General features: G+C 45.8%; 8 protein-coding genes. All 8 read left to right on the plus strand.

Annotated elements, in window-relative coordinates:
* Positions 1-680 precede the first annotated feature (680 nt).
* The 8 genes from ACMA1I_RS11555 (at position 681) to ACMA1I_RS11590 (ending at position 13,573) form a co-directional block, all read left to right on the plus strand.
* Complete coding sequence (locus tag ACMA1I_RS11555) at positions 681-995, plus strand: hypothetical protein (RefSeq protein WP_337068491.1); 315 nt, start codon at positions 681-683, stop codon at positions 993-995.
* 36 nt (positions 996-1,031) lie between these two features.
* Complete coding sequence (locus ACMA1I_RS11560) at positions 1,032-1,472, plus strand: hypothetical protein (RefSeq protein WP_337068492.1); 441 nt, start codon at positions 1,032-1,034, stop codon at positions 1,470-1,472.
* Positions 1,473-1,853: 381 nt separating this feature from the next.
* Positions 1,854-3,461, plus strand: a complete 1,608-nt coding sequence (locus tag ACMA1I_RS11565; RefSeq protein ID WP_337068493.1) for a DUF6377 domain-containing protein — start codon at positions 1,854-1,856, stop codon at positions 3,459-3,461.
* A 1,009-nt stretch (positions 3,462-4,470) separates the two neighbouring features.
* Positions 4,471-7,503, plus strand: a complete 3,033-nt coding sequence (locus tag ACMA1I_RS11570) for a TonB-dependent receptor (protein WP_337068494.1) — start codon at positions 4,471-4,473, stop codon at positions 7,501-7,503.
* Between the two features lie 20 nt (positions 7,504-7,523).
* Positions 7,524-9,119: a RagB/SusD family nutrient uptake outer membrane protein gene (locus ACMA1I_RS11575; protein ID WP_337068495.1), complete on the plus strand. Its 1,596-nt coding sequence runs from the start codon at positions 7,524-7,526 to the stop codon at positions 9,117-9,119.
* 74 nt (positions 9,120-9,193) lie between these two features.
* Complete coding sequence (locus ACMA1I_RS11580; RefSeq protein WP_337068496.1) at positions 9,194-10,285, plus strand: SusE domain-containing protein; 1,092 nt, start codon at positions 9,194-9,196, stop codon at positions 10,283-10,285.
* Positions 10,286-10,551: 266 nt separating this feature from the next.
* Complete coding sequence (locus ACMA1I_RS11585; protein WP_337068497.1) at positions 10,552-12,138, plus strand: alpha-amylase family glycosyl hydrolase; 1,587 nt, start codon at positions 10,552-10,554, stop codon at positions 12,136-12,138.
* A gap of 55 nt (positions 12,139-12,193) precedes the next feature.
* Positions 12,194-13,573, plus strand: a complete 1,380-nt coding sequence (locus tag ACMA1I_RS11590; protein ID WP_337068498.1) for an MFS transporter — start codon at positions 12,194-12,196, stop codon at positions 13,571-13,573.
* Positions 13,574-13,646 lie beyond the last annotated feature (73 nt).

A 13,646-nucleotide genomic window follows, 5' to 3' on the forward strand; every position in this document is an offset into this window, starting at 1 on the left:
TAAAGCCGATTTAGTTGGAGCAGGAAATAAAATAATTAAACAAAAGCAGAAATCTAAGACAGAAGCAACTGAGTCAGCAGCAGGGATAGCTGTTAGAAAGACCGGTAAGGCAGGTTATGAATGGTTCAAATTTTATTATTGGCGATAGCGATTGTGAAATTTTTACAAGTCAGCTACAGTTTGAGGCTGAACAGCAGGTAAAAATTAAACTTTTTATAATTACTGCTGCTCTTATCAATTTTTCAAAAATAGAACTACAAGTATTCCATAACAGTAGCTTATTCCACAGCTTGTTCTCAGTTTAATATTGGCAAGCTGCACAAGGTGTTATTTTAGGATAAAGTTATTAAAATCATGACAGTTAGCTCCAAAAACATCGTATAGCATAAAATAGATATTTTTTGTTTGGAGACTAAAAGAATAGAGCTCCAGTGAATAATATTTTTTAAAACTAGAACTTTACAGCCTTGCTTTAAGCAACTGGCAGGATCCTCCCTGTAGATGAAAATTAGATTTGTAGGCAATAGCAGGTGATTAATTTTTAAGCTTGATTTTTAAGTATTTACAAAATTAGAACAGTATTTTTATTTGTTTAGATAAAAATAATCATTGCAAAGTTCATTATTTACTTACCTTGGCAAGTAATTATTATTGATTGGGCGAGTTTACAAGCTACAATTATGGGAAAAATAAGCGAGCACCTCCTTCCTTTTTTAAAAAGCGGTAATATCGATTTTTCCATTATGGATAATGGTAAGAAAAGTATTTCGCTTAGGTTCTTCGAACTTAACTTTAAGCTAATAGCTTATAGCGAATTACCTCACTTAAAGAAATACTCGTATTATTATCAGAATATGAAAGAACCGGAATTGCTGATGTACATTAGAGTAACAGAAACCGGTTATGACGCACTGCTGGCAAAGTACCGGGATACCGACGAATGCTTTTTGCATTTAAAATCGAATCTTGGTTTTATTCTTGATCACGATACCTAACACCCACTTAAACTGCCACCTTAATGAGAAACCTCTATGGAAGTGGATACCTTACAAGAAGGAGTATATGAATTTAGTAACTCTTACCTGCATCTTATTGTAGATGAGGATAACAAACTTTTATACTCAGAATGGACCCGACAGCCCACCGGTCAAGAGTACCGCGATGCCGCTTCTGTTTTCGCAGTTTTTCTGCAGGAGAGCAAAATTCTGTACTGGATCCAGGATACTAGCAACATTGGGGCTGTAACCCTGGAAGATATGAAGTGGGTAATGGATGTACTGATACCCGTTGCATCGCACTCTGCACTGCGCAAACTAGCGCGCATTACTTGTCATACGCCTAATATTGAACAGTTTAAGGAATTAGCTCACCAGTCGATTAAGCCTTTTCAGTCAGACATAGAAGTAAGGCACTTTAAGTCGTATCGCGACGCCGCCGACTGGATTGAAGGCATTTCTGATGCCGGGCATTAAGCTTAAAGAAATGATTTTTGTATGTGCTAGGTTGCTGAAGCACTCCATAATTGCTGTTATAACACAGGTTGTCCAAAAAATATACTCCCTCCTAATTATTGAATTATTCTAATAAGAAGAGGCTTCCGAACCTACATTGGCTTTTGGAAGTCCTAGGCTTGTTGCTGCAGCAAATTGCTGTTTTATTTTTCTGTTAAACTTCCTAACAATAGTTCCGGCATAGCTGTTACTTCTAAAGCCTTTCAGATTCTTTTGCCTTATTTTGAGCCGGTTATTAAGGCTTTTAGGCAATTAAGAAGAATGAATGTTGGCAGAACTTTGAGATGACCCTAAGTAAAATTATCTTAGAGAGATTTATACAATTTAAACTCAAATCGAGCTATGAAAAGGTGGAGTATCTTGTTAATATTATTTATCCTGGTATATACTCCCGATCTTTTTTCGATGGCTGCTCCCGACAGTTTACTCACAGAGTTAAGCACAGTAATTCGCAACCGCGATGCCTACATCAGCAAAACCAATGATAGGATCAATAAACTAAAGCAGCAGCTTCCCGCAGATGACCAGTCGCTGGAACAACAGTTTAACCTGTACAACGAGCTCTACTTCGAGTACCGGTCCTTTAAGTTCGATTCTGCTTTTACGTATGCCCTCAACCTACAGGAAACAGCGCACAAACTACAGGATCCTACCCGTGTAACTTATGCCCGGCTTAAACTGAGTTTTACAATGCTCTCGTCCGGGATGTTTAAAGAAACACTCGATTCTTTAAATGCTGTGCACCTGCATGCTACCCCGGACAGCATGAAAGTTGATTACTATGCCTTAAAGGCCCGCGCCTATTACGATTTGGCAGCGTATAACATGGATCATTTTTTTGCCGATAAATACATAAAAACGGGCAACATGCTCCTGGACTCCGCCATTGTGCTAACCGAGCAGAACAGTTTACAGTATCATTCTTTAGTTGGTCTTAAAAGCCTTAAAGAACAGAACTATGAAAAAGCGAAAACAAATTTTCAGCTGATCCTAGACAGGTTTGAGGTGTCGGAGCATGAGTATGCGATTGCGGCTTCCTCGCTGGCCATTGCTTACGACGAGACAGGCAATACAGAAAAGGCCATAGAATTTATGGCAAGAGCATCTATCGCCGATCTCCGGTCTTCTACCACAGAGGCTGTTGCCCTGATGAAGCTGGCTGAGTACCTTTATAGTACCGGCGATGAAAGCCGCGCCTACGACTATATAAAACAAGCCCTCAACGATGCTACCTTTTATGGCGCCCGGCAACGGAAAATACAGGTGGCGGCTATCTTGCCCATTATAGAAGGAGAGAGGCTGGCGACAGTAGAGGGGCAACGCCGAACCTTGTTTATCTATGCAGTGGCCGTTACCATCCTTTCGTTAATGGTCATTTTATTTGCCATTATCATCTTCAGGCAGCTTAAGCAGCTTCGCGAAGCAAAACGTACGGTAACAGAAGCCAATAACAACCTGCAGGAGCTGAACGAGCGTTTGATGGAGGCCAATAGAATAAAAGAGGAATATATTGGCCACTCCTTTAACCTTTACTCTGATTATCTGGATAAAATCGAGAAGTTTAAGAAATCGATCGACAAGAAGCTGATGGCTCGCAAGTATGACGAGATAAACCACGTTATGAAGTCCATTAACCTCAAAAAGGAGCGGGAGGCACTGTACTTGAGTTTCGACAGGATTTTTATGAAGCTCTTCCCGAATTTTGTGCCTGTGTTTAATTCCTTATTTCTTGAAGAAGACAAAATAGTAGTGAAAGACAATCAATCGCTCAACATCGAGCTTCGGATCTTTGCGCTTCTACGCATTGGCATTCACGACCATGAGCAAATTGCCCGAATCTTGGAGTACTCTGTAAGCACGATTTACAACTATAAAACCAGAGTGCGCAACCGGTCTATTCTGCCGAATGAGGAGTTTGAGAAAAGGATCATGGAAATAAAAGCCTTCTGATGGAGGAGTAGAGGCTCGGTTTTTTATGAGGGAACCTGATCGCTTGCAATTCTTCTAATGAAAATGGCCTTCCAGATGCTATTTATTAGAACATTACACCAGGCCTCTCCAGGTAATGGTTTGGTCATTACCTGACCTATAGGTGCTCGATAAAAGGTTAAGCCTTGGTAATTGTCTGCCTTGGTCATAAAGCATATGAATACTTCCTGTTGTTGCCAGTGCTCTATCATTTGGCCGAAAGGCAATTAATATTTGTTTTACTTTCAGCAACAAACTTAATCTACTATTGCATTTGTACCCGTCCACCGTATGAGAGGCGTCAGATGTCACCAATCTTCCTGCTGCTCCTGTTGGCTGTGCTTTTCGGATCATTGTGCACCTAGCACAGCCATGACATCCTCTCCCTCATTATAGTTTCCACCTAATTATCGTTCGTTTTTACAGAAAAACAACCCTACTCTAGAGCTACTTTTTTAAGAAAAAATAAAGCAGTCAACTAATTGAAATACAGCATTTTACACCTTGTTATACAGAATTATTTTCTACACTTTTTATACACTTATTGAAAATACATTTTAAGTCCGACAAATTTGTATAAATCGTACTACCGTTAGTTCAATATGCATTATAGTATTCACGACTTTAATTAAAATCTGAATCTAGAAGCAAGGTATCGGTAGTACCTTTTTGAGCAGCTTTATTTAGACATATATGTATCACAACCAAAACATTACTTTATGATATATTCTACACGGCAACAGCTTTTAAATCGGAAGTTAACACTAGGCCAGGGAGATTCAGCCAATCAAAATAGCAGGCTCTTCTGGAGTTTATAGCGAAGGTGCTTCACCTTTGCTATATATATCGGCAAGGCTATAACAGCAGGTGTTGCAAATTTAAACCTTCGGAGCCAACAGTCTTAGCTCCTTAAGGTCAATCCTCTTCGGAGAGCAGTTATTTCCCTCTTCACAGTATTATTGAAAGTAAATTCACTCTAACAAGAATAAAAATGAATAGAAGTATAACATACCGGCTGCAGCAGGCATTTTCTGGCTTTCAGGCCGCTCTGTATAAAGAGTTAGGCAGGGGCGAGAAGCTGCTGCTATTCCCTTTGCTCTTTGTTTTCTTACTCCTTTCGGTGCCAGCGCTAGCCCAGGACGGGCATACAGTAACCGGAAAGGTGCAGGACGAAAACGGTTTTGGCCTGCCAGGTGTAACCGTTTTAGTAAAAGGTACAACAAAAGCTGTACCAACTGACATGGATGGTAATTTTACACTGGCCGTACCCGATGGCAGCGCCACCCTGGTTATTTCTTATGTCGGATTTCAATCGCAGGAGGTTGCCATCAACAATCGCTCTACTATACCGGTTGTCCTGGTTCCAGACTCCAAAACACTCGGAGAGGTAGTAGTGGTCGGGTATGGTACCCAACGCAAAAGCGATATAACAGGCTCTGTTACTGCTATTTCTGAAGAAGATTTTGTGCAGGGCCAGATCACTACGCCGGAACAGTTAATTACAGGCAAAGTGGCCGGCGTTCAGATTACCTCCAATGGTGGTGCGCCAGGCGCTGGTAGCACCATTCGGATCAGAGGAGGAGCCTCTCTTAACGCCAACAACGAGCCTCTGATTGTAATAGATGGGGTACCGCTCGATAATTCCAAAGTGTCTGGCACGGCTAACCCGCTGAGCTTCCTGAACCCGAACGATATTGAAACCTTCAATATCCTGAAAGATGCTTCTGCCACAGCTATTTATGGTTCCAGGGCATCTAACGGAGTTATTATTATCACCACTAAAAAAGGGCAGTCGGGGCAGAAACTAAAACTTAACTTCAGTACCATGCACACCCTCTCTGTGGTAGGAGATAAAGTAGATGTACTGTCGGCCGATGAGTTCAGAGCAGTAGTAAATGAGCGTGGCAGCGAAGCGCAGAAAGCCCTGTTAGGAACAGCCAACACCGATTGGCAGGACCTGATTTACCGCAAAGCCTACACCACCGACAACAACATTGGGTTCAGTGGCTCTATAAAAGAAATAGACCTGCCGTACCGCGTGTCGCTGGGGTACCTGAACCAGCAGGGCGTATTGCTGCGCGATAATTTTCAGCGCGGTTCTGCCACCCTGAACCTGAACCCTTCGTTTTTTGACGATCACCTGCGCGTGAACCTGAACCTGAAAGGTGCTCAGACCAAGAGCCACTTCGCCGACCATGGTGCCATCGGTGCTGCTGTGGCCTTCGACCCGACCAAACCAGCCTATGCTGACAATCGTTTTGGCGGCTACTTTCAGTGGACAGAGCCGAGCGGCAATTTTAACACACTGGCTACCCGCAACCCGCTCAGCATGCTGAACCAACGAGACGATGAGGGGGAAGTAAAAAGAGCCATTGGAAACCTGCAGCTCGACTACCGTTTCCACTTCCTGCCGGACCTGAGAGCCAACTTAAACGTAGGTTTCGACCGCACTAACGCAGAAGGATTTACTCGCTATGCAGCCAACTTTGCTCCGAATGCCTTCGAAGGCGGTCGAATTACTAGATACTCGCAGGAGAAGACAAACGACCTGGTAGATTTTTACCTCAATTATGTAAAAGACATTTCAGCCATCAGCAGCCGTGTAGATGTAACGGCAGGATATTCTTTCCAGGAGTTTTCCATTAATGAGCCTGCTTACCCGGTCGTAAACCTTGCAGACACGGTGCTGGCTGAAGCTGGAAACCCTGTATTGCCTTACTTCCGGCTGAAGTCTTTCTTCGGCAGAGTGAATTATGCCCTTATGGACCGCTACATTTTTACAGCCACTATTCGCCGTGATGGTTCCTCAAGGTTTAGTCCTGAGAACAGATGGGGCACATTCCCATCGCTGGCCTTTGCCTGGAGAGTTAGTGAAGAGGCTTTTCTTAGAGAATCGAAAACTATTTCGGACCTAAAACTGCGTGCAGGTTATGGTATTACAGGCCAGCAGGACATAGGCGAGCGTAATGTATTCCCGTACCTGCCCAACTACACCCCAAGCGACAGTAGAGCAGGATATCAGTTCGGAAACACCTGGTATAACACCTTGCGACCGGAAGGATACGATACCGGTATTAAGTGGGAAGAAACTGAAACGTACAATGTTGGCTTAGATTATGGTTTTATGGCCAACCGCATTACAGGTACCATTGATTATTTTCATAAAAAGACAAAAGACCTGCTGGCGCAGGTGGCCGTTCCGGCCGGTACCAATCTTACAAACGAGCTAATCACAAACGTTGGGAACATTGAGACAAAAGGATTGGAGGCATCTATCAATTTTACTGCCATCAGCACCAGTAAGCTAACCTGGGATATCGGTATAAACGGGACTTATAATAAGATCGAAATCACGAACTTGAGCAGAGTAGAAGACCCTGACTTTGAAGGTTACTTTGTAGGTGGTATTGCAGGTGGTGTGGGTAACAACATTCAGGTTCATTCTGTAGGCTACGCACCTTTTAGCTTTTATGTGTACAAGCAAGTTTACGATGAAGCAGGCAAACCACTGGAGGGAGTTTATGCTGACTTGAACGGGGATGGCGTCATTACAGAAAGCGACAAATACCGCTACAAGGCACCAAACCCAGCTGCGTACTTTGGTTTCAACTCACAACTGACGTATGGCAACTTCAACTTCAGTTTTGTGATGCGCGGTAACGTAGGCAACTACCTCTACAACAACGTGTATTCGAATAACGCTGCTTACCGGGCCTTCTCTTTCTCTAACTACCTCACCAACGTTTCCAGAAACGTAGAGGAAACCCAGTTCCAGGATTTCCAACTGTTCTCCGATTACTATATGGAGAATGCATCTTTCCTGCGTATGGAAAACATCAGCTTTGGCTACAACTTTGGCCGCATCTTTAACGACAAAGCAGGCTTGCGCTTATCAGCTAATATCCAGAATGCCTTTGTTATTACGAAGTACAGAGGGCTCGATCCGGAGATTCCAAGTGGCATAGACAATAATTTTTACCCCAGACCACGGGTGTTCGCACTTGGCTTGAACTTCGAACTCTAATCTTTTTAACCTGAACCACCATGAATACTAAATTGATAAGAAACCTCGCTCTGGCCGGATTTCTAACCTTAACAACTGCCTGCGACCATAACCTCGATATTGAGCCGAAGGTAGGAGTTGTGTCTTCTATCGTGTACACCGACTTTAACAACTATAAGCCTATTCTGGCTAAACTATACGCCGGCTACGCTACCAACGGGCAACAAGGGCCAACCGGTCGACCTGATATTCTGGGCATCGATGAAAACTTCTCGAATTACCTAAGGCAGTACTGGCAGGCACAGCAGCTGCCTACCGATGAGGCCGTTATAGCCTGGAACGACGGAAACCTGCGCGACCTCCACGAAATGGACTGGACACCGGCGAACGAATTTATACGGGTAATCTACAACCGGATTTATTACCAGGTGGCCCTCACCAACGAATTTATCCGCGAAACATCAGACGATAAATTGAGCAGCCGCGGCATTACAGGAAATAACCTGGAGCAAGCTAAGATTTTCAGAGCAGAGGCTCGTTTCCTGAGGGCTTTAAGCTACTGGCATGCCATCGACTTGTTCGGAAATGTGCCCTTCGTAACAGAAAACGATGCGGTTGGCAATTTCTTTCCGCAGCAGATTTCGCGGGCCGACCTTTTTGCTTATGTTGAGTCTGAACTGCTTGCCATAGAGTCTCAACTGGTTGCTGCCAAGGCAAACGAGTACGGAAGAGCCGATCAGGCTGCCGCCTGGACTCTGCTGACAAAGCTCTATCTGAACGCCGAAGTATATACCGGGCAGCCCCGCTACACCGAAGCGGTTACGTATGCTAAACGTGTAATAGAAGCTGGTTTTACCTTAGATCCGGTGTACGAGCACCTGTTCCTGGCCGATAACCATAAATCCCCTGAAATCATTTTTCCTATCACCTTCGATGGCACCCGCACCATTACGTTCGGGGGCATGACGTATCTGGTACATGCGCCGGTGGGAGGAACCATGCCTCCTGCTGATTTTGGCATAAACGGTGGATGGGGTGGTTTACGCACGACACGTTCCATTGTAGAGCTCTTCCCAGACATTACCGGCAACACCGACTCCAGGGCGAACTTCTATACTGATGGCCACAATCTAGACATTGAGGATGTGTTCTCTTTTACAGAAGGGTACCCGATCATCAAATTCAGAAACATCACCTCCACCGGGCAGGCTGGTTCTGATAAGGTAGGAGACCATCCGGATACTGACTTCCCGATGTTCCGGTTAGCGGATGTGTACCTGATGTATGCGGAGGCAGTGTTGCGGGGTGGCACAGGAGGCAGTGCCACAGAAGCTTTGCAGTACATTAACCAGCTCCGCACCAGAGCCTATGGAAATGCTTCCGGCAACATAAGTAACAACCAGTTAACACTAAACTTTATACTGGATGAGAGAGCCCGAGAGCTGAAGTGGGAGGCACACCGCCGCACCGACCTCATCCGCTTTAACAGGTTTACCACCGATACCTACCTCTGGGCCTGGAAAGGTGGCGTGAAAGAAGGAAGAGGAGTAGAAAGCTTCCGTAACCTTTACTCTATTCCTTCAACAGACCTTACAGCCAACCCGAACCTGGTACAAAACCCCGGCTACAGAAGATAAATTGTAAACCAGCCCGGAAAAGCCTTTGGCAGCACTCCGGGCTGCTCTACCCTTAACCTGAAAAAGCATTTTATATGAAAAAGAAGATACATCAATTATGCTATCTCCTGTTTTGCTCGCTCACCTTGTGGGCTTGCGACAAAGACGAAGATATGACAATAGCGCAACCGGGCACAATTCCGACCCTCACAGCCACGCAAACAAACCTGGTGCTGGAGGAGGCGCAAGCCGGCCGGGATGCCGTAACCTTTACCTGGACTCCGTCCAGCTTTGGCTATGCGGCGGCTGTTCGATACTCACTTCAGTTTGCGCTGGAGGAGGATACCAATTTTGAGGCTGCCAGAACCGTGGCAATCGCCAACCGTGCGGTGAGAACTTTTACCGTAGGGGAGTTGAATGCCATCGCCAACGAAATCGGGCTGGCAACCTTTTCACCCTCTGTTATGAAGGTGCGGGTAAAGGCAGATGTCTCCGATAAATTCGAAGCCGTTTACTCTGACCCTATGACCCTGAACGTGACGGCTTACTTGTCGGAACCTCCCTTTGCTACTTTGTATATGGTTGGTAGCGCCACTGAGTTTGAGTGGGATGAAAATAAACCAACTCCCATGTTCCGGTCAGAAGAGGATGTATTTATTTACACCTTTACCGGACGGTTTAAAGCCGGAGAACTAAAATTTTTAGGCGAGCCTGGCAAATGGGCACCCCAATACGGTAATAATGGCAGCGACGGACTGCAGTTCCGAGAAACAGAGTCAGACCCCGATCCCGCCGCATTCACTATTCCGACAGCCGGATATTACAAAATTACCCTGAGCCTCCGTAGCAACAGCGTAACCATAGAGCCTTATAATGAAGCAGGATCGCCAACCTATCCCGCCATCGGCATTATTGGTGAATTCAATGGCTGGAGCGACAACCTCCCCCTGATGACTAAATCTGCTTTTAATCCACACTTCTGGACGAAAGAACATACTTTCAACGCGGACACAGAAATGAAATTTAGAATTCAGTCGGGCTGGACCGTGAACTGGGGCGCTAATGGAGAGCCAACCTCCTTGTATGGCACCGGCGGGCAGGATAAACCGAACCTGCAGGTTACTGCAGGTACCTATCTCATCCTGTTCAACGACCTGACAGGCGAGTACCTTTTCCTCGAAAAGTAATTAAAAAATACACACTAATTCAACCTGGAATATCAGCGGCAGCCGGCATCACAAGGGTTGCTGCTGATGTTTCCAACAAAGATGGCTGCTATAGCCTGAGTTACTGTTTACGCTTTTCAAATAAAAAACTAAAAGAAGGTAAGCCGAAAAGTTACCCTTGGATCAAAACAGGAGAATTTTGCCCCGGAAGGGTTATTTCATTAGCATAATTCGCTTTGGCTAAATGAGAAACCTGCAAGCATAGCTTCTGACCAGATAAAACCGATATGAAGAAAAACACCTTACGCAACCTCTTTATTGCTGGCACCATTTGCCTTACTGCCGCCTGCAGCAGCACCGATAAACTGAGTACACAACAAACAAAAGCCAGCGAATGGCCCAGGGGCGTTACGTACGAAATCTTTGTGCAGTCTTTCTGCGACTCCGATGGCGACAGCATTGGCGACATCAAAGGCATGACTTCCAAACTGGATTACCTGCAGGACCTGGGGGTGGAAGGGGTGTGGCTGATGCCTATAAGCCCGTCGCCGTCTTACCACAAATACGACGTAACCGACTACTATGGCATTCACCCCGATTACGGCACCAAAGAAGACTTTCAGGAATTTGTGCGGGAGGCGCACAAACGGAACATCCGCGTGGTCATCGACATGGTATTGAACCATTCTGGCGTGGATCACCCCTGGTTCCAGGCGTCTAAAAACGACCCAAAAAGCCCATACCGCAACTTTTATGTATGGGCGCACAAAGACGATCCGGAAACCAAAGGCGAAGGCAAGATAATAGCCGGTGATTCTGATAATGTAAACCGCTGGCATGCTGTAGAAGGTAGCGACTCGCTCTACTACGGTTACTTTTACGGTGGCATGCCCGACCTTAACTTCGACAACCCCAAGCTGCGGCAGGAGGTGTTTAAAATTGGAAGATACTGGCTGGAGGACATGGGGGTAGACGGTTTCAGGCTCGATGCAGCCCGCCATATTTTTACCGACGACAGACCCGAAGACAATCACAACTGGTGGATTGAATTTAAGCAGGAGATGCAGAAGATAAAGCCGGATGTGTACCTGGTAGGAGAGGTTTGGGCCGAAGCTGAGATTGTGGCTCCCTATACAAAAGGCTTGCCTGCCTTGTTTAATTTTGAGATGAGCTGGGCTATGCTAAAGGCGTTGAAGGAGGGCAGAGGCGATTCTCTTGCCATAAAGCATGCGCGCATCCAAAAGTACTACAGCAACATAAATCCGGATTTTATTGATGCCACCATTCTGAGTAACCACGACCAGAACCGCATCATGAGCGAACTCAGCGGCGACCAATCCAAGGCTAAAATGGCGGCGAGCCTTCTCCTGACACTCCCGGGGTCGCCCTACATCTACTACGGCGAAGAGATTGGCATGCAAGGCAAAAAACCAGACGAACTTATTCGAGAGCCTTTTCTATGGGATGTAGCCAGCAAAGACAACTGCCGCACCAAATGGGTAAACCCCGAATATTCTACAGAGCAAACGGTAGCGCCAGCTGCCGTGCAGGCTATCGACCAAAATTCTTTGCTGAACCACTATAAAAACCTGATCAGGCTCAGAAACAACAGCAAAGCTTTAACCTTTGGAAATGTGGAGCCCGTGCAACTGGAGAATAACGCGGTGGCAGCCTTCATAAGAATCCATGAAGACGAAGCTTTGCTGGTCCTGCACAATTTAGGCGGAACAGCGGCCACGGTGCCTTTGCCTGCTGCCTACAAAGAGTTTACAAAGACAAGGTTCGGGCATAACTTGGCGGCTACTAAAAAGGGCACTGTGCAGCTGCCAGGCTATAGTACCCTCATTTTACAAAAGCAAAGCCAGAAGCAGTAGCTGTCTATTACTAGCTACTGCTTCTAAATGCATCACCCAGTTTTCAGATACCACCATGCCAAAATTATTACACAAACCAAAGCTGTCGTTTTTCCAGATCTGGAACATGAGCTTTGGTTTTCTGGGAATTCAGTTCGGCTTTGCACTGCAAAACAGCAATGCTTCCCGTATTCTGCAAACTTTTGGAGCAGATGTAGAAAGTTTATCGTTGTTCTGGCTGGCTGCTCCCATAACAGGTATGGTGGTGCAGCCCATTATTGGCCATTACAGCGACCGCACCTGGTCTGGATTGGGCAGGCGAAGACCTTATATTCTGGCTGGAGCCGTATTGGCAGGACTGGCCTTGTTGTTTCTGCCTAATGCAGAAGTGCTGGCTTACCTGTTGCCCCCCATTTTGGTGGGTGCCGGTATGCTTATGATCATGGATGCTTCATTTAATGTAGCCATGGAACCCTTTAGGGCGCTGGTGGCCGAAACCCTCCCGGACAGGCAGCGCAGTTTCGGATTCTCTATCCAGACCTTTTTGATTGGAGCAGGTGCCGTAATCGGGTCTTGGCTGCCCTATGTTTTTGCCGAGTATTTAGGTGCTTCTAAAACGGCTGCTGCCGGCCAGGTGCCCGACAATGTGATATACTCCTTTTACGTTGGCGCATTTTTTCTGCTTGGCACAGTAACCTGGACTGTTTTCACCACAAAAGAGTATGCGCCCGAAGAATACGACCGGTTTTACCCTCCCGAAATACTGGAAGAAGAAGGCAAAGGCCTAACAGCTATTTTCAAAGACTTTAAAAATATGCCTTCCACCATGAAGCAGCTGGGGCTGGTGCAGTTTTTTTCCTGGTTCGCCTTGTTCTCGATGTGGGTGTTTACGACGCCAGCCATTGCCCAACAAATTTACAAAGTGCAACCCGGCGATACCTCCTCAGAGCTTTATGCAGATGCTGGTAATTGGGTTGGTATTTTATTTGGGATATATAACGGTGTATCGGCCATTTATGCTCTTTTTTTGCCAGCCATTGCCAGAGCCACTACTCGCAAAATAACTCATGCATTCTCGTTGGTTTGCGGCGGAGCAGGCTTATTGTCGATTTTCTTCATTACGGATCCTCTGTACCTGGTGCTGTCCATGATCGGCATCGGCCTTGCCTGGGGCAGCATTCTGGCCATGCCTTATGCCATTCTATCCGGTTCGCTGCCCCCTAAAAAAATGGGGGTGTACATGGGCATCTTTAATTTCTTCATCACCTTCCCGCAAATAGTAAATGGCCTTTTTGGCGGAGTGCTGGTAACGCGGGTTTTTGGCGGTGAAGCCATTTATGCCATTGTTATAGCTGGGGTTTTTATGGTGTTAGCGGCAGTGGCCGTCATGTTTGTTAAAGATGAGGACAGACCCTATAGCCTGATGTTCCCCTGGAGCAAAAAAGACAACCTATAATGGCCATTGCCAGCCGGTATACCCTAAACTCTTTTTTGCTAAAACTTCTCCGGAAGACCTTTTTCATTAGAAT

The sequence above is a fragment of the Pontibacter sp. 13R65 genome (assembly GCF_047525655.1).
In the GTDB taxonomy this organism is placed as follows: Bacteria; Bacteroidota; Bacteroidia; order Cytophagales; family Hymenobacteraceae; genus Pontibacter.

Excerpts from the sequence above, each read along its gene's own strand:
- ACMA1I_RS11580 (WP_337068496.1), top strand. The coding sequence starts at position 9,194 with ATGAAAAAGAAGATACATCAATTATGCTATCTCCTGTTTTGCTCGCTC.
- ACMA1I_RS11570 (WP_337068494.1), top strand. The coding sequence starts at position 4,471 with ATGAATAGAAGTATAACATACCGGCTGCAGCAGGCATTTTCTGGCTTT.
- ACMA1I_RS11575 (WP_337068495.1), top strand. The coding sequence starts at position 7,524 with ATGAATACTAAATTGATAAGAAACCTCGCTCTGGCCGGATTTCTAACC.
- ACMA1I_RS11555 (WP_337068491.1), top strand. The coding sequence starts at position 681 with ATGGGAAAAATAAGCGAGCACCTCCTTCCTTTTTTAAAAAGCGGTAAT.
- ACMA1I_RS11585 (WP_337068497.1), top strand. The coding sequence starts at position 10,552 with ATGAAGAAAAACACCTTACGCAACCTCTTTATTGCTGGCACCATTTGC.
- ACMA1I_RS11560 (WP_337068492.1), top strand. The coding sequence starts at position 1,032 with ATGGAAGTGGATACCTTACAAGAAGGAGTATATGAATTTAGTAACTCT.
- ACMA1I_RS11565 (WP_337068493.1), top strand. The coding sequence starts at position 1,854 with ATGAAAAGGTGGAGTATCTTGTTAATATTATTTATCCTGGTATATACT.
- ACMA1I_RS11590 (WP_337068498.1), top strand. The coding sequence starts at position 12,194 with ATGCCAAAATTATTACACAAACCAAAGCTGTCGTTTTTCCAGATCTGG.